This window comes from Streptomyces sp. NPDC048269, from assembly GCF_040652395.1.
Lineage (GTDB): Bacteria > Actinomycetota > Actinomycetes > Streptomycetales > Streptomycetaceae > Streptomyces.
The window spans coordinates 135,807-158,552 of record NZ_JBEZLW010000010.1 but is presented as its reverse complement, the minus strand read 5'-3'; the positions used below and the strand labels follow the sequence as shown (position 1 = coordinate 158,552).

Genomic DNA, 22,746 nt, shown 5'->3' with positions numbered 1-22,746 from the left:
GTGGGGCGAGGACGAGGCCTTCCTGCGCGAGCAACGGATCGAGACCGCCCTCGGCTGAGTTGTCCACAGGCCGAGCGGGCTGTCAGTGGTGTGGGTCACCATGAACGCATGAACGAGACCGAGCAGTTGCTGGAGCAAGTCGCAGACCGCGTACGCAACTCCGCGCGCGGGCAGGGAAAGCCGCTGCCCGCGCCGCTGGCCACCGGGGATCTCGCCCAGGCCGAGGGCATACTCGGCGTCGCCCTGCCGCCGCTGCTCACCGCGCTCTACACCCGCGTCGGCGACGGCGGATTCGGCCCGGAGCAGGGAGTGCTGCCGCTGCGTCAGGCCGTGCGGACATATGAGGGGCAGCGCGCGTCCGGGTGGCGCTGGCCCGAGGGCGTGCTGCCGATAGCCGACTTCGGCTGCGCCATGTACGCCTGCGTGGACTGCCGCTCCGAGACCGCCCAGGTGCTGCTGTTCGACCCGAATCCGGGCGAGCCCGAGCTCGCCTGGTCCATCGACGCGCCGAGTCTGGCGGGCTGGCTCCGCGGCTGGCTGGACGGCACCGCCTGGTTCTGTGAGGAGTCCGGCCTGGGGGAGGAGTCCGACTTGGAACTGGCTCCCTGGACCGAGTTCAGATCCAGGATCTGAACCGCCGGCGCACACCGTAGGCCAGCGCGCCGACCGCCAGCACCGCCGCCCCCGCGACCGCCGACGCGAGGGGCAGCGCGCAGGCCAGCACCACACAGCCGGACAGCCCGACCGCTGCCACGGCCCGGCCCTTGACACCTGAATCGAGAGTCCACGCGGAGGCGTTCGCGATCGCGTAGTAGGCCAGCACTCCGAAGGAGGAGAAACCGATCGCGCCCCGCAGGTCGGCGGTGGCCGCGAGCACCGCCACGACCGCACCCACTGCCAGCTCGGCATGGTGCGGCACTTGATGCCGGGGATGTACGGCGGCCAGTGCGCGGGGGAGATGGCCGTCCCGGGCCATCGCCAAGGCCGTCCGCGAGACCCCGAGGACGAGGGCCAGCAGCGAGCCCAGCGCGGCCAGGACCGCGCCCACCCGGACGACCGGGGCCAGTTCGGGCCGGCCGGCCGCCCGGACCGCGTCGGCCAGCGGAGCCGCCGACCCCGCCAGCCCGTCGGCGCCGAGCACCGACAGAGCCGCAACCGCCACGGCGGCGTACACCAACAGCGCGATCCCCAGGGCGAGCGGCACCGCCCGCGGGATCGTCCGCTCCGGGTCACGCACCTCTTCGCCCAAGGTGGTGATCCGGGCGTAGCCCGCGAAAGCGAAGAACAGCAGCCCGGCCCCCTGCAACAGGCCGACGGCGTTCCAGTCCGCGCCCCCGAGCCGCCCGGCGTCGGCGGTCTCGGAGGACAGGCACGCCACGACCACACCGGCCAGCACCGCCAGTACCGCCGCCACGATCAGCCGGGCCAGCCGGGCGGACTTCTGCACGCCGCCGTAGCTCGCGGCCGTCAGCGCCACCACCGCGGCGACGGCCACGGCATGCTGCTGCCCGGGCCAGACGTACGCGCCGACGGTCAGGGCCATCGCGGCGCAGGAGGCGGTCTTGCCGACCACGAACCCCCAGCCCGCCAGATACCCCCAGAAGGGCCCGAGCCGCTCGCGCCCGTAGACGTACGTGCCGCCGGAGGCCGGGTACCGGGCGGCCAGCCGCGCCGAGGAGTGTGCGTTGCAGTAGGCCACCAGGGCCGCCAGCGCAAGGGCCGCGAGGAGCGCGCCGCCCGCCGCGCGCGCCGCCGGGGCGAGGGCGGCGAAGATTCCGGCGCCGACCATCGCGCCGAGCCCGACCACGACCGCGTCCAAGACTCCCAGGCTGCGCTTCAACTCGTTGTCCACGGGCGGAGGCTAACCGCCCCAGGTGACGCCTTCCCGGCCGGGAAGCGGCATCCGCTTGCGCTCCCACCCCTCCAGGGCTGTCAGACAGGCGTGGTCGAGATGGCGCAGCCCGCTCAGATCGAGCCGCACCGGCTTCCCTCGCGGCAGTGTGTCCAGGGCGTCGAGCAGCTTGGCAGCCTCAGGAAGCTGGCGTTCCCACGACCCGCACGCACAGCTTCCCGTCCTCCCACACTCCTCGATGTGCACGTGGGAGGTTTCCCAGGCCGCCTTGGCGACGGCGAGCCCCAGGCCGACCAGCACTCCCTCGAAGAGGTTGGTGACCACGATCGCGGAGGCCGTGACGACCAGCACCACCGCCTCACCCCGGTGCGTCCGCCACGGCGCGGCCACCGCCAGGGCCGGCAGCAGCTTCCAGCCCGCGTGCAACAGCACCCCGGCCAGCGCGGCGAGCGGCGCGGCCTCCAGTGCCCGGGGGAAGGCCACGGCGAAGACCAGCAGCCAGGCGCCGTGCAGTACCCGGGCCGCCCGGGTCCGGGCGCCGGCCTCCACGTTCGTGGCGCTGCGCACGATGACGGCGGTCATCGGCAGTGCCCCGAGCAGCCCGCACACGCTGTTGCCCACGCCCTGGGCGATGAGTTCCCTGTCGTACTCCGTCCTCGGCCCGTCGTGCATGCGGTCCACGGCGGCGGCACTGAACAGCGTCTCGGCGGAGGCGATCAGCGCCAGCGCGGTCACGGTCCCGATCGCCCCGACGGAGGCCACCACACCGAAGTCGCCCCAGGTGGGCGGGGACACCGCTTCCAGCGCCCCCGTCACCCGCACCTTCTCCACGGGCAGCCGCAGCAGGGCGGCCACGGCGGTGGCGGCCGCCGTCCCCACCAGCGCCCGGGCACCAGACGCACCCGCGCCGGCATCCGTCGCCACAGCGACATGACGGCGATGGTCCCGGCTCCGAGCGCCACGGCAGCCCAGTCGGCCTGAGCTCCGAGCTCGTGCACCCCGCCCAGCTTGGCCAAGGTATGCCCCGGAGCCTCCACGCCGCCCAGGGTGTAGAGCTGCCCGGAGATCAGCACCAGTCCGATCCCGGCCAGCATCCCGTGCACGACGGCGACGGAGATCGCCCGGAACCACCGTCCGAGCCGCAGCACCCCCATGCCCAGCTGCACCGCCCCGGCGGCCAGCACCAGCACCCCGAGCGCGGGCAGACCGTAAGCCCGCACCGCCTCGTGGACCAGCACGGTGAGCCCGGCCGCGGGCCCGCTCACCTGCAGCGAACTGCCGCGGAACCACCCGGTGACCAGCCCCCCGACCACCCCGGTGACGATCCCCAGCTCGGCCGGCACCCCGGAGGCGACGGCCACGCCCACACAGAGGGGTGACGCGACCAGCGCGACGGCGACGGACCCGCGAAGTCTTCACGAAACGTGCCGGCCCCAGGCATGCGAGAACCCCCTGCCACGCGGTGGACGGATGCTCCACCCACCTTGCAGGGCGCGCCCGGGCCACCCGAGTGCCCACAGGAGCCCGCGGTGGCGCACGCGCCGCTCACGCGCCGCACACCCCCACGACCCCCCACTCCGGCAACCCACCCACTCCGGCAACCCGCCGCCCGGCAACCGCCCGCCCGGCACCCCTGCCCCGCAACCAACCGAGGGCCCCGCACCCCCTGCCCCGCAACCAACCGAGGGCCCCGCACCCCCTGCCCCGCAACCAACCGAGGGCCCCGCACCCCCTGACCCGCAACCAACCGCGCGCCCCGCAAACGCCGCGGCCCGGCGGTCCGAGAGGACCGCCGGGCCGGCGTGCGGGCAGGTCTGGGACCTGGGTCAGACCTGGGTCAGCGGTAGTTCACGAACTGGATCGCGAAGTCCAGGTCCTTGCCCTTGAGCAGCGCCTGGACCTCCTGGAGGTCGTCACGGCTCTTGGAGCTGACGCGCAGCTCCTCGCCCTGGACCTGGGCCTTGACGCCCTTGGGGCCCTCGTCCCGGATGATCTTGGCGACCTTCTTGGCGTTCTCCTGGGAGATGCCTTCCTCGATCGTGGCGAAGATCTTGTACTCCTTGCCGGACAGCTGCGGCTCCCCGGCGTCGAGCGCCTTGAGCGAGATCCCGCGCTTGACCAGCTTGGTCTCGAAGACGTCGAGGACGGCCTTGACGCGCTCCTCGGAGTTCGCCTCCATCAGGATCTTCTCGCCGGACCAGGCGATCGTGGCGCCGGTGCCCTTGAAGTCGTAGCGCTGCGAGAGCTCCTTGGCGGCCTGGTTGAGGGCGTTGTCGACCTCCTGCCGCTCGACCTTCGAGACGATGTCGAAACTGGAGTCGGCCATGTGCTGTGGCTCCTTGAAGTCGGTTGTGATCGCCCCGGAGGGCGCGGCCGGACATCCCCGGCCCGCTCCGCAAAGCCTAGCCACCGCACCCACCCGCGGCGCTGATCAATCCGGTGGCGAAGCACCCCCGGTCATCAGGTATCGTTTACGTCGTTGCCACAGAGCACCGCCCCAAAGCGGACTCGCCGGTGACATCCCATGGCGATGTGCCCGAGTGGCCAATGGGAGCGGACTGTAAATCCGTCGGCTTAGCCTACCCAGGTTCGAATCCTGGCGTCGCCACGCGATGTAAGACCCCCGTTACTTGTAGCGGGGGTCTTCTCGCATGTGTCCCGCCCCGGGGAGGCGGGCTTACCGCCGGGAAAACCGTTGGGCACAGGCGGCGCGCGCGGGCATGCTGACGGCATGATCAGCATCCGAAAGGCCCATGCCGCGTAAGCCCGTGTCGCAGGTCCGGGCGGACCTGCCCCGAAAAGCACGCCCTGGGGACGACCGAGCCGTCATTTCCGGGCTCTCCGCCAAGGCCGTTGCCGAGATCGCCCGCGTCGAGCGCCGGGCCTACGCGCCGGGCGCGGCCCACCAGGCTCTGCGCGGCTGGCGCCAGATGGTGTACCAGCCGGGGCCCCGGGTGACGTACCCGCGGTGGTTCAGCGAATGCCCGTGCTGTGGGCCTGCCTGGGGCGGAGACCACAGGCAGACGCTGGAGGCCATCTGTCACCGGCTCTCGCGGGGGTCGGCGCGCGAGCTGCGTGCCGTGCTCGCGCCGCTCGACGAGCGGTTCCTCGCGCGCACACTCAACGATCCGTATGCCTCGCCGCGTGACCCGTGGTGGCGTCGGCGGCTGGGGACTCCGTGAGGCCCGTCATCGACCGCATCGCCGGGGTCTCCTCCTCGTTCACCAGGGGTGAAATGGACCTTTGACACGCGGGGGAAAGCAGGTGGCGGGGTGCTCGTCGCCCTGCTCGGCGCAGGGATCCCGGTCCTGGTGGGAGCGGCGCTCCACACGGACGTGGGGGAGCCGTACCAGGAGACCCGGCTCTACTTCGGTACCGAGCGCCCCGACGTCCGGCAGACGATCGGGGAGCGGGAGTTCATGCGGTTCCTGGACCGCGAGATCACCCCCGCCTTCCCCGAGGGGCTGACCGTCCACGAAGGCTTCGGCCAGTGGCGCGGCAAGGACGGCAAGGCCGTCCGCGGAACCTCGTACGAGGTGGTGCTCCTCTACCCCGAGAAGGAGGCCGAAGAGCGCAGCGCCCGCATCGAGAAGATCCGCCAGGCCTACGAGGACCAGTACCGGCAGGACTCGGTCGGGCGGTCCGACGACAAGGTGCACGCCGAGTTCTGACCGGCCCGATGCCCCGTCAGTTGCCCGCGACGTCCTTGACGGCCACGGTGACCGGCGTCGAACCGGACGTCAGCTCCAGGGTCAGGCCCGCCGTCGCCGGGGTCTCGACCAGTTCGGCGAGCACCGCCGCCACGTCGTCGCGCGGTACGGACCCGCGGCCGGTCCGCGCCTCCAGGCGGACCAGGCCCGTGCCGGCGTCGTCGATCAGCGAGCCGGGGCGCAGGATCGTCCACTCCAGGCCCAGCCGGGTCCGGAGGTGATCGTCGGCCTCGCCCTTGGCCCGCAGATAGATGTCGAAGACGTCATCGCCCTCGTGGTGCGGGTCCGCGCCCATCGAAGAGACCATCAGGAAGCGCCGTACGCGGGCCCGTTCGGCCGCGTCGGCGAAGAGCACCGCCGCGCCCCGGTCCACGGTGTCCTTGCGCCCGACACCGCTGCCGGGGCCCGCGCCGGCCGCGAAGACCGCCACGTCCGCGCCCTGCAGGATGCCCGCCACGTGCTCCACCGAGGCCGACTCCAGATCGCACAGCACCGGTTCGGCGCCGGCCTCCCTGAGGTCGTCGCCCTGTGCCGGGTCGCGGATGATCCCCGCGACCTCGTACCCGCGCGCGGCGAGCAGGCGCTCCAGCCGCAGCGCGATCTGACCGTGTCCACCCGCGATGACGATGCGCATGACCCGACCGTACGACGAGCCGGGCGCCCACGCCCGCGAACGCCGGGCGAACCTTCAGGGGCCGGGCTCCGAACGGCCCTGCCGGGGCAGGTCCAGGGCCACCGCGACGGCGGAGTCGCAGTACTCCCGCACAGCACTCGTACGGGCTACCACCCGGCCGCGGTGGATCACGATCCGGCTGTACGCGAGGGAGAGCACGGCTGCGATCCGGTCCCCGCGCACCGCGAGCAGCTCCGCCGGGAAACCGGCCTCCACCCGGACCTCCGGCAAACCCATGGCCTCGCGGGCGGCGGAGCTGACCGACGCGTAGGCCTCGCCCGGCCGGAGCCCGCCCTGGGAGGCCAGCAGGTACGCGGCCTCCAGCGGGTCGCCGCGGCCGACCGGGTTCCCGGCGTCGCGCAGCGCCCCGCTGCCCGCCGTGACCCGTACGCCGGCGGTCCGCAGCAGGCGTACGGGGGCGGCGCGCAGGCTGCGGCGTTCCAGGGCCGCGCAGTCGCCCTGGGGCAGGCAGGTCACCCGTACGCCCGCCGCGGCCAGCTGGTCGGCGGCACGGGTGGCCACGTCGAGCGGGAGCCGGGAGAGGCCGCCGCAGGGGCCGATGGTCACCCCGGGGCGCAGCCCGCCGGCCATCGCGGCGAGCCGGGACAGGCGGGCGGGATCGTCACCGTCCGTGTGCAGGTCCACGGGGCAGCCGTGCTCGTCGGCGAGTTCCAGGACGGCTTCGAGGAAGCCGGTCGGGTCGGGGTCCAGGTCGGGGCAGCCGCCGATCACGGAGGCGCCCATCTTGACCGCGTCCCGCAGCATCGAGAGTCCGTCGGCGCCGGCCACCCCGGTCAGCAGCCGGGGCACGGCGACGGTGGTCAGGTCGGTGAGTCCGCGCAGCGAGCGGCGGGCCTGGAGGACGGCCTCCATGGGGCCGAGGCCGTGTACGTCGCCGATCCGGACGTGCGAGCGCAGGGCGGTGGCGCCGTGGCCGAGCTGGAGCAGGGCCGCTTCGGTGGCCCGGCGCTGGACCTCGTCCGGGGTGTAGGAGACGGGTCCCTCGCCGTCGGCGGTCAGGGCGGTGTCCCCGTGGGCGTGGGGCTCGGCGGGCGCGGGCAGCAGCAGATAGCCGCTGAGGTCCACGCGGGAGAGGGCGGGGGCCGGGAGGCTGCCGGCGGTGCCCACGGCCTGGATCCGGCCGCCGCTGAGGCGGACGTCGACGGTCCGGCCGTCGGTGAGGCGGGCCCCGGCGAGGAGCAGGGTGGTGGCGTCGGGGGCGGCCGCGTTCCCGCCCACGCGCAGGCGGGCGGGGCTCTGGGAGGGGCCGTGTGCGGGTCCGTGGCCGCCGCCCTCGCCGCGGCCGCTGTGAGGGGAGTGGGACGGCTGCGGCGGCTGGCTGTCGGACATCGCGCTCCTGCGGTGGCTCGGGCGGTTCCTGGGCCCTGGCCGCGGCCCGCGGCCCAAGATCACGCAGCGTGCTCAGAGCCTAGGGCGCGGGGCAGCCCGCTTCACGGAAGAGCGCAATAGTCGTACCGGTGTGGTGCGCGTGCGCCTCAGCGCCCGCGCCCGCGCGTGCGCCCCATCGACGTCACACGCGTCAGCAGCCACCAGCAGGCGAACAGGCATCAGCAGGCGAACGGGCATCAGCAGGCGTCAAGAGGCACCGGCAGGGGGCAACGGGCGCCGCCGGGGCGCCGGTCGGCTCCCCGTTCGCGTGTGGAGCGACGTGAGCCCGCACACAATCCGGGCCGGAAGCGGCGGAAGAGGCCCCTGCATGCCGATCAAGAAAGGCTTCCGAACCCCCTCGGAGCCCGGTCCCCGCAAAGGATTTGGGCGATCGGCGGGCAACCGTGTAATGTCTTCATCGCTCGCCCCAATAGCTCAGTCGGTAGAGCGTCTCCATGGTAAGGAGAAGGTCTGCGGTTCGATTCCGCATTGGGGCTCTGGTGAGAGAGGTTCCCCACCCTCGGGTGGGGAGCGGATCACATCAAAGCGGCGTAGCTCAGTCGGTAGAGCAAGCGGCTCATAATCGCTGTGTCACCGGTTCAAGTCCGGTCGCCGCTACACACAGTAGCCGATTGCGGGGTCGGTCTCCCGGTCGGCTACTCTTGTATGCGTTCATCCGTCCCAATTTCCGTCAAGGAGCACTCACGTGGCTGCCACCGACGTCCGCCCGAAGATCACGCTGGCCTGCGTGGAGTGCAAGGAGCGGAACTACATCACCAAGAAGAACCGGCGTAACAACCCGGACCGTCTTGAGATGAAGAAGCACTGCCCGCGTTGCAACTCGCACACCGCGCACCGCGAGACCCGCTGACCCCAGCGAAGTCTCGTATACAGGCACCGTCATGAGGTCGTCCCCTTCATTGGGGGCGGCCTCGTGTCGTTTTGGCGCCCCGCGCCCGCGGCGCATGCCGCACCTGTTTTTGTGTTCCGTCATGTCCCTTCATCAGGTCATGTCCCTTCATCAGGAGGTAGTGAGTCATGGCTCTCGACCAGTCCTTCGTGGGGCGGAGCTACCCGCCCACCGATCCGTATGAGGTCGGCCGGGAGAAGATCCGCGAATTCGCGGTCGCGGTGGGTGACGCCAATCCCGTCTACACCGACCCCGAAGCCGCCAAGGCGTACGGCTACTCCGATGTGATCGCTCCGCCGACTTTCGTGTTCGCCATCACTTTCGCGGCGGCGGGCCAGGTCGTCGAGGACCCGCAGCTGGGGCTGGACTACAGCCGCGTCGTGCACGGCGACCAGAAGTTCGCGTACTCGCGCCCCGTGCGCGCCGGCGACCGGCTTTCGGTGACCTCCACCATCGAGGCCGTGAAGTCCCTCGCGGGCAACGACATCATCGACATCCGCGGCGAAGTCCACGACGAGACCGGCGAGCACGTGGTGACGGCGTGGACGAAGCTCGTCTCCCGCGCCCCCGAGGAGGCCTGACATGGCAGCGCAGATCCAGTACGCCGACGTCGAGGTCGGCACCGAGCTGCCGGCGGCGTCCTTCCCCGTGACGCGTGCCACGCTCGTCCGCTACGCCGGGGCCTCGGGTGACTTCAACCCGATCCACTGGAACGAGAAGTTCGCCAAGGAGGTCGGACTGCCGGACGTGATCGCGCACGGCATGTTCACCATGGCCGAGGCGGTCCGCGTGGTCACCGACTGGGTCGGCGACCCGGGCGCGGTGGTCGAGTACGGCGTGCGCTTCACCAAGCCGGTCGTGGTCCCGAACGACGACCGGGGCGGCCTGATCGAGGTCACCGCCAAGGTCGCGGCCAAGCTGGACGACAACCGCGTTCGGGTCGACCTGACGGCCATGAGCGCCGGCCAGAAGGTGCTGGGCATGTCCCGCGCGGTGGTCGCACTGGCGTGACGGCGGGGCGGGGCGCGCATGCCCCGCCCACCCCCGTTCCCCACCCCGTTCCCACCACTACCTCACCCCTTGCCAAGTTAGTGATTGAGTACTAACTTAGCCGTATGGCAAGGATGAGCGCAGAAGAGCGGCGCGAGAGCGTCATCCGTGCGGCGATGCACGAGTTCGCCCGCGGCGGCTACTACGGGACCTCCACCGAGGTGATCGCCAAGCGGGTGGGCGTCTCGCAGCCGTACCTCTTCCGGCTCTTCCCGAACAAGGCCGCCATCTTCCTCGCCGCCGCCGAGCGCTGCATGCGGGACACCCGGGAGGTCTTCGCCGAAGCAGCCGACGGGCTGTACGGCGAGGAGGCCACGCGGGCCATGGCGAACGCCTACACCCGCCTCATCGCCGAGGATCCCGACAAGCTCCAGATGCAGCTCCAGATGTACGTCACCGTCGCCGCCGCCGAAGCGGCCGGGGACCGCGAGCTCGGCGAGCTCGTCCGTAAGGGCTGGATGGAGCTGTGGGACACCGTCCACGTGCCGTTCGGGGGCGACGTGAAGGAGACCACGACCTTCATGGCGTACGGGATGCTGATCAACACCCTCGCCGCCATGGGATTCCCGCCCGAACACCGGGTCTGGGAGGGGCTGTACCCCGAGGCCCACAGCAAGGGCCGCCTGGAGAAGTGAGGGCGTGCCCGCCTGTCGGGCGGGTCACTCATGCGTACGAAAGTTAGTCAGCGATAACTAACAACCTCAGGGGGAATTCGTGAACACGCAAGACCCGGACACCAAGCTCCGCGGGCCCGCCGTCTGGGCCCTCGTCCTCACCGGCGTCGCCAGCTTCATGGCCGCCCTGGACAACCTCGTCGTCACCACCGCCCTGCCCGCCATCCGCGAGGACCTCGGCGGCAAACTGGAGGACCTGGAATGGACGGTGAACGCGTACACGCTCACCTTCGCCGTCCTCCTCATGTTCGGCGCCGCCCTCGGTGACCGCTTCGGCCGCCGCCGGCTCTTCATCGCGGGCCTCGCGATCTTCACCGGGGCTTCCGCCGCCGCCGCGCTCTCGCCCGGCATCGACGCACTCATCGCCGCCCGCGCCGTCCAGGGCGTCGGCGCCGCGATCATGATGCCGCTCACCCTGACCCTGCTCACCGCCGCAGTGCCGGCCGCCCGCCGCGGCATGGCCCTCGGCATCTACGGCGCTGTCACCGGCCTCGCCGTCGCCAGTGGCCCCCTCATCGGCGGCAGCCTGACCGAGCACATCTCCTGGCAGTGGATCTTCTGGCTCAACGTCCCGATAGGCCTGGCCCTGATACCGCTCGCCCGCCTGCGGCTCGCCGAGTCCACCGCCCCCGGCGCCCGCCTCGACGTCCCGGGCACCCTGCTCATCAGCGGAGGGCTCTTCGGCATCGTCTACGCCCTGGTCAACGCCAACGCCAAGGGCTGGACCAGTGCCCCCGTGCTGACCGGCCTGATCGTCGGAGCCGCGCTCGTCGGCGGGTTCATCCACCACGGCTTCAACAACGCGAACCCCATGCTCCCCATGCGGCTCTTCCGGAACCGCGGCTTCCTCGGGATCAACCTGGCCAGCCTGCTGATGTTCCTGGGCATGTTCGGCTCGATCTTCCTGCTCAGTCAGTTCCTCCAGGGCGTCGCCGGTTACTCGCCCACCCAGGCGGGCCTGCGCATGCTGCCCTGGACCGGCATGCCGATGATCGTCGCCCCCTTCGCGGGCATCCTCTCCGACCGCATCGGCGGCCGTCCCGTCGTCGCCGCCGGGCTGGCGCTCCAGGCCCTCGGCCTCGGCTGGTTCGCCGCGATCCTGAGCGCGGACGTCACGTACGCCGCCCAGCTGCCGCCTCTGATCCTCAGCGGGATCGGCATGGCCCTCTACTTCGCCCCCGCCGCGAACGTCCTGATGTCCACCGTCACCCCGGCCGACCAGGGCAAGGCCTCCGGCACCAACAACGCCCTGCGCGAGGTCGGCGGAGCCCTCGGAGTCGCGGTCCTGGCCTCGGTCTTCTCCGCCCAGGGCGGATACGAGTCCCCGCAGGCCTTCACGGACGGCACGATCCCCGCCCTGTGGATCGGCGCCGGCGCGGTCGCCCTGTCCGCCGTCCTCGCCCTGCTGCTCCCGGGCAAGGCCAAGTCCTCGCAGGTTGTCCCCGCGTCGGCCGTGGTCCCGGACGAGGTTCCCGTCGCCGGCTGACCCGGTTCGCAGGTGTTCATGGATGTACTACCCAAAAAGCAACTGTGATCCTTACGCTTCGTGCGATCCCGTGAAGGAGTGACGTCGTGCCCGACATCCCCTGGTCCACCCCCACCCAGGCCGCACCCGGCGCCGAGGTCTACGTCATGGCCTCCCGCTTCGAGACCTCCACCCTCGCCGGCGCCCTCAAGTTCTTCCTCAAGGCCCCCGGCATCATCGGCCAGATCCGCAAGGCCCCCGGCGCCCATGGCGTCGCCCTGCGGGCGCGCGTCCTCGGCCGCACCTTCCTGACCCTCTCCGCCTGGGAGGACCGGGACGCGCTCTACCGGTTCGCCCGCAGTGAGCCGCACCGCTCCAGCTCCCGGGCGGCCGCCGCCTTCATGAAGGAGTCGGCCTTCACCTTCTGGACCGTGAAGGCCGCCGACCTCCCCATCAGCTGGGCCGAGGCGGAGCGACGCCTGGCCGAGCAGAAGACGGCCTACTGAGTCCCGGTCCGTGGCCCCGCAGGGATGCGAGGGGTACGGACCGTACTCTTGTCCACGTGCAGGAACTCCACGACGCCCCCCTCGCCCCGCTGACCACCTTCCGCCTCGGTGGCCCCGCCGCCCGTCTGGTCACCGCGACCACCGACGCCGAGGTGGTCGCCGCCGTCCGAGCCGCGGACGAGAGCGGCACCCCGCTCCTCGTCATCGGCGGCGGCAGCAACCTGGTCATCGGCGACCAGGGTTTCGCCGGCACCGCCCTGCGCATCGCGACAACCGGCTTCCACCTCGACGGCACGCGCCTGGAGCTCGCCGCCGGCGAGAACTGGAGCGACGCCGTCGCCCGCACCGTCGAAGCCGGCCTCGCCGGAATCGAGTGCCTCGCCGGAATCCCGGGCTCCGCCGGCGCCACCCCCATCCAGAACGTCGGGGCGTACGGCCAGGAGGTCTGCGACACCATCACCGAGGTCGTCGCCTACGACCGCAACCGCCGCGAGACGGTCACACTGACCGCCGCCGAGTGCGCGTTCACGTACCGCAACAGCCTCTTCAAGCACCAACCCGAGCGGTACGTCGTCCTGCGCGTGCGCTTCGCCCTGGAAGACGCCGGCGGGCTGTCGGCGCCGATCAAGTACCCCGAGACCGCCCGTGCCCTCGGCGTCGAGGCCGGCGACCGCGTCCCCGCCGCCACCGCCCGCGAGACCGTACTGCGCCTGCGCGCCGGCAAAGGCATGGTCCTCGACCCCGCCGACCACGACACCTGGTCGGCCGGCTCCTTCTTCCACAACCCGATCCTGACCGACGAGGCGTACGCCGCCTTCCTCGCCCGCGTCCAGGACCGCCTCGGCCCCGACACCGCCCCGCCCGCCTACCCCGCGGGCCACGGCCGTACGAAGACCAGCGCCGCCTGGCTGATCGACAAGGCCGGATTCACCAAGGGCTACGGCACCGGCCCCGCCCGCATCTCCACCAAGCACACGCTCGCCCTCACCAACCGGGGCGAGGCAACCACCGAGGACCTCCTCGTCCTGGCCCGCGAGGTCGTCGCGGGCGTCCACGCGGCCTTCGGCGTCACCCTGGTCAACGAGCCGGTGACGGTCGGCGTCAGTATCTGAGGAGTCCCGGCCGCCATGCTCTGTCCCCTGCACGGAGCCGGTACGGACCCCACCCGCCTCGTGGGGCGCACGCTCAGCCGAGTCGTCGCGTCCTGGCACATCAGCGACGGCGAGCGCTCCGAGGCTCCCCTCGACGTCTGGCTCATCGACAGCGTCGGGGACTCCATCCGCATCACCACCGGGTCCGACCAGTGCCTCATCGTCGAGTCCGCCGCCCCGCACGAGCCGTACGACATGGGGGAGTGGGGCCGCATCGAGGTCGGCGAGGACCTCGGCGACCACCCCTTCCTGCGCCACCTCGGCGAGACGGTCGCCTCGGTCGCCGAGTTCGCGCTGCCCGAGCAGGGGCGCACGCACCTGGAGATCGGCTTCCCGGACGGCGGACGGGTGCGCGCCGACTGCTACGAGGGGGACCTGCGGCTCACCCGGTGAGCCAGTGGTCGATCCCGGCCAGCAGCTTCGCCTGTACGTCCTCGGGCGCGGCCGAACCGCGCACCGACTGGCGGGCCAGCTCGGCGAGCTCCGCGTCCGTGAAGCCGTGGTGGCGGCGGGCGATCTCGTACTGCGCGGCGAGCCGGGACCCGAACAGCAGAGGGTCGTCCGCGCCGAGCGCCATCGGAACCCCGGCCTCGAAGAGGGTGCGCAGCGGGACGTCCTCGGGCCGCTCGTAGACCCCGAGGGCCACGTTCGACGCGGGGCAGACCTCGCAGGTGATCTGCCGGTCGGCGAGCCGCTTGAGCAGCCGGGGGTCCTCGGCGGCCCGTACGCCGTGCCCGATGCGGGACGCGTGGAGATCGTCGAGGCAGTCGCGGACGGAGGCGGGGCCGGTGAGTTCGCCGCCGTGCGGGGCGGCGAGGAGGCCGCCCTCGCGGGCGATGGCGAAGGCCCGGTCGAAGTCGCGGGCCATGCCGCGGCGTTCGTCGTTGGAGAGGCCGAAGCCGACGATGCCGCGGTCGGCGTAGCGGACGGCGAGGCGGGCGAGGGTGCGGGCGTCGAGGGGGTGCTTCATGCGGTTGGCGGCGATGAGGACCCGCATCCCGAGGCCGGTCTCGCGGGACGCGCTGTCCACGGCGTCGAGGATGATCTCGACGGCCGGGATCATCCCGCCGAGGAGGGGGGCGTACGAGGTGGGATCCACCTGGATCTCGAGCCAGCCGCTGCCGTCCCGTACGTCCTCCTCCGCCGCCTCGCGGACCAGGCGCCGGATGTCGTCGGGCTCGCGGAGGCAGGAACGGGCGGCGTCGTAGAGCCGCTGGAAGCGGAACCAGCCGCGTTCGTCGGTGGCGCGGAGCTTGGGTGGCTCGCCGGCGGTCAGTGCGTCGGGGAGGCGCACGCCGTACTTGTCCGCGAGCTCCAGGAGGGTCGATGGTCGCATCGACCCGGTGAAGTGCAGGTGGAGGTGGGCCTTCGGCAGAAGCGTGAGATCGCGTGCGTGCTCCATCTGGTGATCCTGCCGTACCGCTGCGCTCGGCGGGAGGGGGTTTTACCGATCGGGGGCTTGCGCGAACGCGTGAACGGGGTGGGGATCCGCTGCGCGGGGCCTCCCGGCGCCGCCCGGACCCGGCGCCTCAATCGCCGGCGGGGCTCAAGGATCGGGGCTCCGCCCCCGGCCCCGGGGCTCAAACGTCGGCGGGGCTCAGTTGTGCCGGCGGGGCTCAAGGATCGGGGCTCCGCCCCGGACCCCGCGCCTCAAACGCCGGCGGGGCTGAGTCGTGCCGGTGGGGCTGAGTTGTGCCGGCGGGGCTGATTGGTCGGGTCGCGACCTGGGTGTTGGCGCAGCCGGACCGTGGCCCGGGGCCGGGAACGCCTGAGCGGCGTCACTCCCGTAGGGGTGACGCCGCTCAGGGCCTTGCTGCCGGCCGCGCCTAGGCCTTGGCCTCCGCCAGGAGCTTCTGGACGCGCGAGACGCCCTCCACCAGGTCCTCGTCGCCCAGGGCGTACGAGAGGCGCAGGTAGCCCGGGGTGCCGAAGGCCTCGCCGGGGACGACCGCGACCTCGACCTCGTCCAGGATCAGGGCGGCGAGCTCGACGGAGGTCTGCGGGCGCTTGCCGCGGATCTCCTTGCCGAGGAGCTCCTTGACCGACGGGTACGCGTAGAACGCGCCCTCGGGAGTCGGGCAGAAGACGCCGTCGATGTCGTTGAGCATCTTGACCATGGTCTGGCGACGGCGGTCGAAGGCCTTGCGCATCTCCGCGACCGCGTCCAGGTTCCCCGAGACGGCGGCCAGCGCGGCGACCTGGGCCACGTTGGAGACGTTGGACGTGGCGTGCGACTGCAGGTTGGTCGCCGCCTTGATGACGTCCTGCGGGGCGATGACCCAGCCCACGCGCCAGCCGGTCATCGCGTACGTCTTGGCGACGCCGTTGACGATGATGCACTTGTCACGCAGGGCCGGGACCAGGACCGGCAGCGAGGTGAACTTCGCGTCGCCGTAGATCAGGTGCTCGTAGATCTCGTCCGTCAGCACCCACAGGCCGTGCTCGGCGGCCCACTCGCCGATCGCGCGGGCGTCGGCCTCGCTGTAGACCGAGCCGGTCGGGTTGGACGGGGAGACGAACAGGACGACCTTGGTGCGCTCGGTGCGCGCGGCCTCCAGCTGCTCGACGGAGACGCGGTAGCCGGTGGTCTCGTCGGCGACGACCTCGACCGGGACACCGCCGGCGAGACGGATGGACTCCGGGTAGGTGGTCCAGTAGGGGGCCGGGACGATGACCTCGTCGCCCGGGTCCAGGATGGCGGCGAAGGCCTCGTAGATCGCCTGCTTGCCACCGTTGGTCACCAGGACCTGGGACGCGTCGACCTCGTAGCCGGAGTCGCGCAGGGTCTTCGCGGCGATCGCGGCCTTGAGCTCGGGCAGGCCGCCGGCCGGCGTGTAGCGGTGGTACTTGGGGTTGCGGCAGGCCTCGACCGCGGCCTCGACGATGTAGTCCGGGGTCGGGAAGTCGGGCTCGCCCGCGCCGAAGCCGATCACCGGGCGCCCGGCGGCCTTGAGGGCCTTGGCCTTGGCGTCGACGGCGAGGGTGGCGGACTCGGAGATGGCGCCGATACGGGCGGACACCCGGCGCTCGGAGGAAGGCGTTGCAGAGGTCATGCGGGCAATCGTCCCAGACCGCAAAGAGGCGCCGCACACCGTTTCAGTTACCGGACAGGCGGATGCCGCGCCGGGTTCTGTTCGACGTCAGGGCCCGGTTCACGTACACTCACCTGTCGTTGGACCTCGCCGGCCACCCCAGAGCGTGAGCACTCCGTGCACTCGCTTGGATGCGGTAGGTTGGGGGACGCAAAGGGTCGTAGCTCAATTGGTAGAGCACTGGTCTCCAAAACCAGCGGTTGGGGGTTCGAGTCCCTCCGGCCCTGCTCCACACTCCTTCTCGGATGTGTGTGCGCAGGTACGTACTTCGATGCAACGCCGTGCGGCGCAACCGGGCGCGGTACGGCCACGACCCGGATTCAGGTGAGAGACGTGACGGACGCCCTGGGCTCCATCGACATGCCTGACGCCGAGGACGAGACGCGCGAGAAGAAGGCCCGCAAGGGCGGCAAGCGCGGTAAGAAGGGCCCCCTGGGCCGTCTCGCGCTGTTCTACCGCCAGATCGTCGCGGAACTCCGCAAGGTTGTATGGCCCACTCGCAACCAGCTCACGACGTACACCACCGTGGTGATTGTCTTCGTGGTCATCATGATCGGTCTGGTGACCGTGATTGACTATGGGTTCCAGGAAGCCATCAAGTTCGTCTTCGGCTGATCCCCGCGGAGGGCGGCGCCTTGATGGGTGCCGCCCGTTTTCGCATGTTCCACCACCTTTTGTATCCAGGAAGAAGCAGCCACCGTGTCTGACCCGAACCTGAACGCGAGCCGCGACTCCGTCGAGTCCGTCGAGGACGAGCTCGACATCGTCGAGGCGGCAGACGCTGTGGACCCCGACGAGGCCGAGCACGCCGACGCCAAGGCGGGTGTCGCCGCCGAACATGCCGCGCTGCACGTCGAGGACGAGGTCGAGGCTGACGCCGAGATCGAGGACGACGCCGAGGTCGAGCCGGCCGCCGACGACGCCGAGGAAGAAGGCGACGCCGAGGAAGAGGGCGACGCCGAGGAAGAGGGCGACGCCGACGCCGAGGTCGAGGCCGCAGCCGACGAGGAGGCCGAGGAGGCCGCCGAGGTCGAGCCCGCCGAGCCCGTCGACCCCATCCAGGCGCTGCGCGACGAGCTGCGCCTCCTGCCCGGCGAGTGGTATGTGATCCACACCTACGCCGGCTACGAGAAGCGCGTGAAGGCCAACCTGGAGCAGCGCGCCGTCTCGTTGAACGTCGAGGAGTTCATCTACCAGGCCGAGGTGCCCGAGGAAGAGATCGTCCAGATCAAGAACGGCGAGCGCAAGAACGTCCGGCAGAACAAGCTGCCCGGTTACGTTCTCGTCCGCATGGATCTGACGAACGAGTCCTGGGGTGTCGTCCGCAACACGCCTGGCGTCACCGGCTTCGTCGGCAACGCGTACGACCCGTACCCGCTGACCCTGGACGAGATCGTCAAGATGCTCGCCCCGGAGGCGCAGGAGAAGGCCGCCAAGGCCGCCGCGGAAGAGGCCGGTCTGCCGGCGCCCGCCGTCAAGCGCACGATCGAGGTGCTCGACTTCGAGGTCGGCGACTCGGTCACCGTCACCGACGGCCCGTTCGCGACGCTCCAGGCGACGATCAACGAGATCAACCCGGACTCGAAGAAGGTCAAGGGTCTCGTCGAGATCTTCGGCCGCGAGACCCCGGTGGAGCTCAGCTTCGACCAGATCCAGAAGAACTGATCCACCTCTTCTGAGACTCAGCTTCCGGACAGGTCAGACCGCCCCCTGAAGGGCGGTCTGACCTGCTCGGTTTTTAGCCCCGCACCGATACCCGTTATCGTGGTGCGGTATGCCTCCATCCGGATGACCGGATTGGCGGCGAAAACTCTCACTAGGACCCGGAGAGAGCAATGCCTCCCAAGAAGAAGAAGGTCACGGGGCTTATCAAGCTCCAGATCAAGGCCGGTGCGGCCAACCCGGCTCCGCCGGTCGGCCCCGCGCTCGGTCAGCACGGCGTCAACATCATGGAGTTCTGCAAGGCCTACAACGCCGCGACCGAGTCGCAGCGTGGCATGGTCGTGCCGGTGGAGATCACGGTCTACGACGACCGCTCCTTCACCTTCATCACCAAGACCCCGCCGGCCGCGCGCCTCATCCTGAAGGCCGCGGGCATCGAGAAGGGCTCCGGCGAGCCGCACAAGACCAAGGTCGCCAAGCTCACCGGCGCCCAGGTCCGCGAGATCGCCGAGCTGAAGATGCCCGACCTGAACGCCAACGACGTCGATGCCGCGATGAAGATCATCGCCGGCACCGCGCGCTCGATGGGCGTCACGGTCGAAGGCTGATCCAGCCACCCCCAGCACCACCAGTGGTAGGACCAAGCGCTGGTCCGCACCACGACTCCACACCTGAAGTCAAAACACAGGAGCAGAAGTGAAGCGCAGCAAGACTCTCCGCGCTGCGGACGCCAAGATCGACCGGGAGAAGCTGTACGCCCCGCTCGAGGCCGTCCGTCTCGCCAAGGAGACCTCCGCGACCAAGTTCGACAGCACCGTCGAGGTCGCCTTCCGCCTGGGTGTCGACCCGCGCAAGGCCGACCAGATGGTCCGTGGCACCGTGAACCTCCCGCACGGCACCGGCAAGACCGCCCGGGTCCTGGTCTTCGCGACCGGTGACCGTGCTGCGGCCGCGGAAGCCGCCGGCGCCGACATTGTCGGCGACGACGAGCTGATCAACGAGATCGCCAAGGGCAACCGCCTCAACGAGTTCGACGCCGTTGTCGCCACCCCGGACCTCATGGGCAAGGTCGGCCGCCTCGGCCGCGTGCTCGGTCCCCGTGGCCTCATGCCGAACCCGAAGACCGGCACCGTCACCATGGACGTCGCGAAGGCTGTCACCGAGATCAAGGGTGGCAAGATCGAGTTCCGCGTCGACAAGCACTCGAACCTGCACTTCATCATCGGCAAGGTCTCCTTCTCCGATGAGCAGCTGGTCGAGAACTACGGCGCCGCTCTGGACGAGATCCTCCGTCTGAAGCCGTCCGCCGCGAAGGGCCGCTACATCAAGAAGGCTGCCCTGAGCACCACGATGGGTCCCGGCATCCAGCTGGACTCCAACCGCACCCGGAACCTCCTCGTCGAGGAAGACCCGGCTGCTGTCTGAGCCTCACCGCTCTGATCGTCCGAACGGGCCTCTCGCCCCCCTGACGGGGTGGCGGGGGGCCCGTTTCCGTGTTCAGCGCCACACATCCCGTCATGCGGGGGGTAATGGCGCGCGGTCCGTCGGCGGGAGAACGTAAGGTCGCCTCGAACAACGATCATTCAAGGGGTGGGGACCTCCGTGTCTGTTTACCGGAAGAAGACCGTCGGCGCCGCGCTGGCCGCCGTACTGCTCGTGGGCGGCGCCACGGCGTGCGAGAACGGCAAGAAGGACGACTCGGGCAAGGCCGCCGCCAGTGCGTCCGCGCAGCCGAGCACGCCGGCGGCGGGCGGTTCCGCCGCCGAGGCGCTCACCGCGGCCTACAAGAAGACCTCGGCCGCCAAGTCGGCCAAGGTCCGCATGACGATGTCGATGCCCGCGTCCGCCGGTGGTGGCGGCACGGTGGAGGTGACGGGCGTCCAGGGCTGGGACCCCAACGTCATGGACCTCACCATGAAGGGGGCGCTCACCCCGGGCTCCGGCGTCGACTCCATCCGCATGATCATGTCGAACGACGTCATGTTCATGGAGATGCCGGCCGACTCCCCGATGTCCGAGGGGCTGGACGGCAAGCGCTGGATGAAGCTGGACATCAAGGCGGCCGCGGAGGCTTCGGGGGACGCGGAGGCGCTGAAGAAGTTCGGAGGCGTCGGCGGCATGGAGCAGAGCCAGGACCCGGCCAAGCAGCTCGCCCTGCTGCTCAGCTCGCCGAACGTGAAGCACCTGGGCGCCGAGAAGGTCGACGGCACGGACACCGAGCACTACAAGGGCACCTTGACCCTCGGAGAGATGATCGCGGCCAACGAGTCCTCCAAGGCGCTGTCCGAGGCCGACCGCACGAAGCTCGTCGAGGCCATGAAGAAGTCCGGTATCGCGGACTACGACATGGACGTCTGGGTGAACAAGGACGGCTACCCGGTCCACATGAAGGCCGGCATCCGCATGCCGCAGGGGTCCATGACCATGGACGCCCACTACTCGGACTACGGCTCCGCGGTCTCGGTTCAGGCCCCGCCGGAGAACGAGACCTTCGACCTCTTCGCCATGCTCGGGGAACTGGGCAAGGCCGGCGCCTGACCAGCCCGCGCGTACGCGGCCGATCCGCATTCAGTTGTCGAAAGATCCCTTCACGGGGGAGAAGGACCGCCACTACCTCCACGAGTCCGTGAAACACCTCACGGCCTTCGAGGTCGACCTGTGGATCGGGCAGGACGGGTACCCCGTCCGCGTCGACTCGGTGAGCACGGACGGTGACGGTACGTTCAGGACCACGGCGAAGTTCTCCGACTTCGGCACCGCGGCCCCGGTCGCCGCACCGCCGGCCGAGCAGGCCATCTCCTTCGACGACGTGCTGAAGGGCAGCGGCTCCTGAGGCGATTTGCCTCGACTGGACCCCTTCACGTACGCTTCCCCAGAAGCCAAAGACCGCTGGTCGTTGCCGTGCCCGCAAGGGTGCGGCGGCCGAAGGATCCGCTGAGCGCGGACGTCCTGCGCAGGTGTTCGTGGAAAAGCTCCCGGAGTAATTCGGTCGAGCTTACGCCCCGTGCGCATGCGCCGGGGCGTTTCGTTTTGTTCAGCCCCTTCTGAGCGGTCCTCATCACCCGGAAGGAGGCCGACGCTCTATGGCAAGGCCCGACAAGGCTGCCGCGGTAGCCGAGCTCACGGACCAGTTCCAGAGCTCGAACGCCGCCGTGCTGACCGAGTACCGGGGTCTCACCGTCGCGCAGCTCAAGACGCTGCGTCGTTCGCTCGGTGAGAACGCCCAGTACGCCGTGGTGAAGAACACGCTGACCAAGATTGCGGCCAACCAGGCCGGGATCACCGCGCTGGACGAGCACTTCGCTGGTCCGACCGCGGTCGCCTTCATCACCGGTGACCCGGTGGAGTCGGCGAAGAGCCTGCGTGACTTCGCCAAGGAGAACCCGAACCTCATCATCAAGGCGGGTGTCCTTGATGGTAAGGCGCTCACCGCCGATGAGATCAAGAAGCTTGCGGACCTCGAGTCCCGCGAGGTTCTGCTCAGCAAGCTGGCCGGCGCGTTCAAGGGCAAGCAGTCTCAGGCTGCCTCGCTCTTCCAGGCGCTGCCGTCGAAGTTCGTCCGCACTGCGGAAGCGCTTCGCGTCAAGCTCGCCGAGCAGGGCGGTGCCGAGTAATTCGGCTCGCGCACTGATCTACGCCGCCTAGTGCGTGGGTCGTAGCGGGCCGTTACGCCCGCCTCTCTATACATCCGGCACCTGCCGATTTAGTGGAAGGATCGCCCATCATGGCGAAGCTCTCTCAGGACGACCTCCTCGCCCAGTTCGAGGAGATGACCCTCATCGAGCTCTCCGAGTTCGTGAAGGCCTTCGAGGAGAAGTTCGACGTCACCGCCGCCGCGGCCGTCGCCGTTGCCGGTCCGGCCGGCCCGGGCGTCACCGCCGAGGCCGAGGAGGAGAAGGACGAGTTCGACGTCATCCTCACCGGTGCGGGCGACAAGAAGATCCAGGTCATCAAGGTCGTGCGTGAGCTGACCTCCCTGGGCCTCAAGGAGGCCAAGGACCTCGTGGACGGCGCCCCGAAGCCGGTCCTCGAGAAGGTTGCCAAGGACGCCGCCGAGAAGGCCGCCGAGGCCCTCAAGGGCGCCGGTGCGGCCGTCGAGGTCAAGTAACACCTCTGGGGCCTCCTGAGGCCCCAACCAAGGGCGATCACCCGAAAGGGTGGTCGCCCTTTGGCGTACCCGTAGTGCCTGACTTGCCCTGGTCCCGTTGGGGAGTAGGGTGATCATCGTTGCCTCGAAGCAGGGTCCGGAGATGATCCGCTCGGAGCAGGGGGCCTTGACGAACGGGACGTGGCGCGCAATTCTCAGTCCCGTCGCAAGCTCGACCGCCTCGGATCGGGATCCGAGGCATGGATCGACTACGAAGAGGGCAGTACTGATACGCGCTCTGTGTACGAGGGCCGCAGCGTTGGATGCATGCAGGGTTGGTTTCAAACAACATGGGGAAGGCCTGTTGCCGGTTTCCGGAAACCTGGTCTGGACATCAGTGAGCCAAGTGGCTACACTGACCCTTTGCGCTGCCTGTTAGCTGTCCCCTGCCCGTCGCCAGGGACATGCCCACGCTTGAGCACACTTGATTGATCCGCCCTGATCTGGACTTTTGGCCAGATCGGG

General features: G+C 70.3%; 25 protein-coding genes, 4 tRNA genes and 1 pseudogene. 23 read left to right on the top strand and 7 right to left on the bottom strand.

Translation table 11 applies throughout. The features are described from left to right. Positions 1 to 108 precede the first annotated feature (108 nt). Positions 109 to 633: an SMI1/KNR4 family protein gene (locus tag AB0D48_RS14495; RefSeq protein ID WP_362395295.1), complete on the top strand. Its 525-nt coding sequence runs from the start codon at positions 109 to 111 to the stop codon at positions 631 to 633. Here AB0D48_RS14495 and AB0D48_RS14490 read toward each other — a convergent pair. The 3 genes and pseudogenes from AB0D48_RS14490 to AB0D48_RS14480 all read right to left on the bottom strand — a co-directional run bounded on the left by AB0D48_RS14490 (position 617) and on the right by AB0D48_RS14480 (position 4,178). Beyond that, positions 617 to 1,852 (bottom strand): APC family permease, encoded by a 1,236-nt coding sequence (locus tag AB0D48_RS14490; RefSeq protein WP_362395293.1) that lies wholly within the window; start codon positions 1,850 to 1,852, stop codon positions 617 to 619. The genes AB0D48_RS14495 and AB0D48_RS14490 overlap by 17 nt on opposite strands. Positions 1,853 to 1,861: 9 nt before the next feature. Then, positions 1,862 to 3,293, bottom strand: a pseudogene (locus AB0D48_RS14485) (SulP family inorganic anion transporter). Positions 3,294 to 3,689: 396 nt separating this feature from the next. Then, complete coding sequence (locus AB0D48_RS14480; protein ID WP_030009008.1) at positions 3,690 to 4,178, bottom strand: YajQ family cyclic di-GMP-binding protein; 489 nt, start codon at positions 4,176 to 4,178, stop codon at positions 3,690 to 3,692. A 200-nt stretch (positions 4,179 to 4,378) separates the two neighbouring features. Between AB0D48_RS14480 and AB0D48_RS14475 the strand changes: the two genes are divergently transcribed. The 3 genes from AB0D48_RS14475 (at position 4,379) to AB0D48_RS14465 (ending at position 5,523) form a co-directional block, all read left to right on the top strand. Then, a tRNA-Tyr gene (locus AB0D48_RS14475) sits at positions 4,379 to 4,460 on the top strand. A gap of 145 nt (positions 4,461 to 4,605) precedes the next feature. Beyond that, positions 4,606 to 5,034, top strand: coding sequence for a hypothetical protein (locus AB0D48_RS14470; protein WP_362395290.1), 429 nt, complete (start codon positions 4,606 to 4,608; stop codon positions 5,032 to 5,034). 90 nt (positions 5,035 to 5,124) lie between these two features. Continuing rightward, on the top strand, positions 5,125 to 5,523 hold the full coding sequence (locus AB0D48_RS14465) for a DUF3574 domain-containing protein (protein WP_362395287.1): 399 nt from the start codon (positions 5,125 to 5,127) through the stop codon (positions 5,521 to 5,523). Positions 5,524 to 5,539: 16 nt separating this feature from the next. Here the strand turns inward: AB0D48_RS14465 and AB0D48_RS14460 are convergent, their stop codons facing one another. Then, positions 5,540 to 6,196, bottom strand: a complete 657-nt coding sequence (locus AB0D48_RS14460) for an SDR family oxidoreductase (RefSeq protein ID WP_362395284.1) — start codon at positions 6,194 to 6,196, stop codon at positions 5,540 to 5,542. A gap of 54 nt (positions 6,197 to 6,250) precedes the next feature. Then, positions 6,251 to 7,585, bottom strand: coding sequence for an amidohydrolase family protein (locus AB0D48_RS14455; protein WP_362395281.1), 1,335 nt, complete (start codon positions 7,583 to 7,585; stop codon positions 6,251 to 6,253). 463 nt (positions 7,586 to 8,048) lie between these two features. On the opposite strand from AB0D48_RS14455, the gene AB0D48_RS14450 reads away from it, so the two are divergent. From AB0D48_RS14450 to AB0D48_RS14405, 10 genes are all read left to right on the top strand, one after another. Then, positions 8,049 to 8,121 (top strand) — tRNA-Thr (locus tag AB0D48_RS14450). A gap of 48 nt (positions 8,122 to 8,169) precedes the next feature. Continuing rightward, positions 8,170 to 8,242, top strand: a tRNA-Met gene (locus AB0D48_RS14445). A gap of 88 nt (positions 8,243 to 8,330) precedes the next feature. Continuing rightward, positions 8,331 to 8,495 (top strand): 50S ribosomal protein L33, encoded by a 165-nt coding sequence (gene rpmG / locus AB0D48_RS14440; protein WP_003956487.1) that lies wholly within the window; start codon positions 8,331 to 8,333, stop codon positions 8,493 to 8,495. Between the two features lie 167 nt (positions 8,496 to 8,662). Further along, positions 8,663 to 9,115, top strand: a complete 453-nt coding sequence (locus tag AB0D48_RS14435) for a MaoC family dehydratase N-terminal domain-containing protein (protein WP_362395278.1) — start codon at positions 8,663 to 8,665, stop codon at positions 9,113 to 9,115. A gap of 1 nt (position 9,116) precedes the next feature. Further along, positions 9,117 to 9,545, top strand: coding sequence for a MaoC family dehydratase (locus AB0D48_RS14430; protein ID WP_362395274.1), 429 nt, complete (start codon positions 9,117 to 9,119; stop codon positions 9,543 to 9,545). A gap of 104 nt (positions 9,546 to 9,649) precedes the next feature. Then, positions 9,650 to 10,219 (top strand): helix-turn-helix domain-containing protein, encoded by a 570-nt coding sequence (locus AB0D48_RS14425; RefSeq protein ID WP_362395271.1) that lies wholly within the window; start codon positions 9,650 to 9,652, stop codon positions 10,217 to 10,219. A 79-nt stretch (positions 10,220 to 10,298) separates the two neighbouring features. After that, positions 10,299 to 11,744 carry a DHA2 family efflux MFS transporter permease subunit gene (locus AB0D48_RS14420; protein WP_362395268.1) on the top strand — a complete coding sequence of 482 codons (1,446 nt, stop codon included), beginning with the start codon at positions 10,299 to 10,301 and terminating at the stop codon, positions 11,742 to 11,744. Positions 11,745 to 11,830: 86 nt separating this feature from the next. Beyond that, on the top strand, positions 11,831 to 12,229 hold the full coding sequence (locus tag AB0D48_RS14415) for a DUF3291 domain-containing protein (RefSeq protein WP_362395265.1): 399 nt from the start codon (positions 11,831 to 11,833) through the stop codon (positions 12,227 to 12,229). Beyond that, entirely contained in the window at positions 12,226 to 13,341 is a 1,116-nt protein-coding gene (locus tag AB0D48_RS14410; protein ID WP_362395476.1) for a UDP-N-acetylmuramate dehydrogenase, read from the top strand. Before AB0D48_RS14415 ends, AB0D48_RS14410 begins: the two co-directional genes overlap by 4 nt. A 15-nt stretch (positions 13,342 to 13,356) precedes the next feature. Beyond that, positions 13,357 to 13,773: a hypothetical protein gene (locus AB0D48_RS14405; protein ID WP_362395262.1), complete on the top strand. Its 417-nt coding sequence runs from the start codon at positions 13,357 to 13,359 to the stop codon at positions 13,771 to 13,773. Here AB0D48_RS14405 and AB0D48_RS14400 read toward each other — a convergent pair. Both AB0D48_RS14400 and AB0D48_RS14395 read right to left on the bottom strand, forming a co-directional pair. Beyond that, entirely contained in the window at positions 13,763 to 14,782 is a 1,020-nt protein-coding gene (locus tag AB0D48_RS14400; protein WP_362395259.1) for an adenosine deaminase, read from the bottom strand. The genes AB0D48_RS14405 and AB0D48_RS14400 overlap by 11 nt on opposite strands. 424 nt (positions 14,783 to 15,206) lie before the next feature. Continuing rightward, the gene (locus AB0D48_RS14395) at positions 15,207 to 16,433 is read right to left on the bottom strand and encodes a pyridoxal phosphate-dependent aminotransferase (RefSeq protein WP_362395257.1); all 1,227 of its coding nucleotides are present in this window, start codon (positions 16,431 to 16,433) and stop codon (positions 15,207 to 15,209) included. Between the two features lie 193 nt (positions 16,434 to 16,626). Here AB0D48_RS14395 and AB0D48_RS14390 point away from each other — a divergent pair. The 9 genes from AB0D48_RS14390 to rplL all read left to right on the top strand — a co-directional run bounded on the left by AB0D48_RS14390 (position 16,627) and on the right by rplL (position 22,242). Next, positions 16,627 to 16,699 (top strand) — tRNA-Trp (locus AB0D48_RS14390). 106 nt (positions 16,700 to 16,805) lie between these two features. Next, positions 16,806 to 17,087 carry a preprotein translocase subunit SecE gene (gene secE / locus AB0D48_RS14385; RefSeq protein ID WP_030825982.1) on the top strand — a complete coding sequence of 94 codons (282 nt, stop codon included), beginning with the start codon at positions 16,806 to 16,808 and terminating at the stop codon, positions 17,085 to 17,087. An 84-nt stretch (positions 17,088 to 17,171) separates the two neighbouring features. Beyond that, positions 17,172 to 18,137, top strand: coding sequence for a transcription termination/antitermination protein NusG (gene nusG, locus AB0D48_RS14380; RefSeq protein ID WP_362395254.1), 966 nt, complete (start codon positions 17,172 to 17,174; stop codon positions 18,135 to 18,137). Positions 18,138 to 18,307: 170 nt separating this feature from the next. After that, a complete protein-coding gene (gene rplK / locus AB0D48_RS14375; RefSeq protein ID WP_008739735.1) occupies positions 18,308 to 18,742 on the top strand; it encodes a 50S ribosomal protein L11 in 435 nt (144 codons plus the stop codon). Between the two features lie 88 nt (positions 18,743 to 18,830). After that, the gene (gene rplA / locus AB0D48_RS14370) at positions 18,831 to 19,559 is read left to right on the top strand and encodes a 50S ribosomal protein L1 (RefSeq protein ID WP_362395249.1); all 729 of its coding nucleotides are present in this window, start codon (positions 18,831 to 18,833) and stop codon (positions 19,557 to 19,559) included. 177 nt (positions 19,560 to 19,736) lie between these two features. Continuing rightward, positions 19,737 to 20,672 carry a hypothetical protein gene (locus AB0D48_RS14365; RefSeq protein ID WP_362395247.1) on the top strand — a complete coding sequence of 312 codons (936 nt, stop codon included), beginning with the start codon at positions 19,737 to 19,739 and terminating at the stop codon, positions 20,670 to 20,672. Positions 20,673 to 20,706: 34 nt separating this feature from the next. Next, complete coding sequence (locus AB0D48_RS14360; protein WP_362395244.1) at positions 20,707 to 20,967, top strand: hypothetical protein; 261 nt, start codon at positions 20,707 to 20,709, stop codon at positions 20,965 to 20,967. Between the two features lie 250 nt (positions 20,968 to 21,217). Beyond that, complete coding sequence (gene rplJ, locus AB0D48_RS14355; RefSeq protein ID WP_215144029.1) at positions 21,218 to 21,748, top strand: 50S ribosomal protein L10; 531 nt, start codon at positions 21,218 to 21,220, stop codon at positions 21,746 to 21,748. 110 nt (positions 21,749 to 21,858) lie between these two features. Beyond that, positions 21,859 to 22,242: a 50S ribosomal protein L7/L12 gene (gene rplL, locus AB0D48_RS14350; RefSeq protein WP_362395241.1), complete on the top strand. Its 384-nt coding sequence runs from the start codon at positions 21,859 to 21,861 to the stop codon at positions 22,240 to 22,242. Positions 22,243 to 22,746 lie beyond the last annotated feature (504 nt).

What these genes read in the sequence shown, in the direction of transcription:
- AB0D48_RS14455 (WP_362395281.1), bottom strand. Translation starts at nt 7,585, where the DNA reads ATGTCCGACAGCCAGCCGCCGCAGCCGTCCCACTCCCCTCACAGCGGC.
- AB0D48_RS14460 (WP_362395284.1), bottom strand. Translation starts at nt 6,196, where the DNA reads ATGCGCATCGTCATCGCGGGTGGACACGGTCAGATCGCGCTGCGGCTG.
- rplJ (WP_215144029.1), top strand. Translation starts at nt 21,218, where the DNA reads ATGGCAAGGCCCGACAAGGCTGCCGCGGTAGCCGAGCTCACGGACCAG.
- AB0D48_RS14430 (WP_362395274.1), top strand. Translation starts at nt 9,117, where the DNA reads ATGGCAGCGCAGATCCAGTACGCCGACGTCGAGGTCGGCACCGAGCTG.
- AB0D48_RS14400 (WP_362395259.1), bottom strand. Translation starts at nt 14,782, where the DNA reads ATGGAGCACGCACGCGATCTCACGCTTCTGCCGAAGGCCCACCTCCAC.
- AB0D48_RS14480 (WP_030009008.1), bottom strand. Translation starts at nt 4,178, where the DNA reads ATGGCCGACTCCAGTTTCGACATCGTCTCGAAGGTCGAGCGGCAGGAG.
- AB0D48_RS14470 (WP_362395290.1), top strand. Translation starts at nt 4,606, where the DNA reads ATGCCGCGTAAGCCCGTGTCGCAGGTCCGGGCGGACCTGCCCCGAAAA.
- AB0D48_RS14435 (WP_362395278.1), top strand. Translation starts at nt 8,663, where the DNA reads ATGGCTCTCGACCAGTCCTTCGTGGGGCGGAGCTACCCGCCCACCGAT.
- AB0D48_RS14495 (WP_362395295.1), top strand. Translation starts at nt 109, where the DNA reads ATGAACGAGACCGAGCAGTTGCTGGAGCAAGTCGCAGACCGCGTACGC.
- AB0D48_RS14395 (WP_362395257.1), bottom strand. Translation starts at nt 16,433, where the DNA reads ATGACCTCTGCAACGCCTTCCTCCGAGCGCCGGGTGTCCGCCCGTATC.
- AB0D48_RS14405 (WP_362395262.1), top strand. Translation starts at nt 13,357, where the DNA reads ATGCTCTGTCCCCTGCACGGAGCCGGTACGGACCCCACCCGCCTCGTG.
- AB0D48_RS14425 (WP_362395271.1), top strand. Translation starts at nt 9,650, where the DNA reads ATGGCAAGGATGAGCGCAGAAGAGCGGCGCGAGAGCGTCATCCGTGCG.
- rplL (WP_362395241.1), top strand. Translation starts at nt 21,859, where the DNA reads ATGGCGAAGCTCTCTCAGGACGACCTCCTCGCCCAGTTCGAGGAGATG.
- rplK (WP_008739735.1), top strand. Translation starts at nt 18,308, where the DNA reads ATGCCTCCCAAGAAGAAGAAGGTCACGGGGCTTATCAAGCTCCAGATC.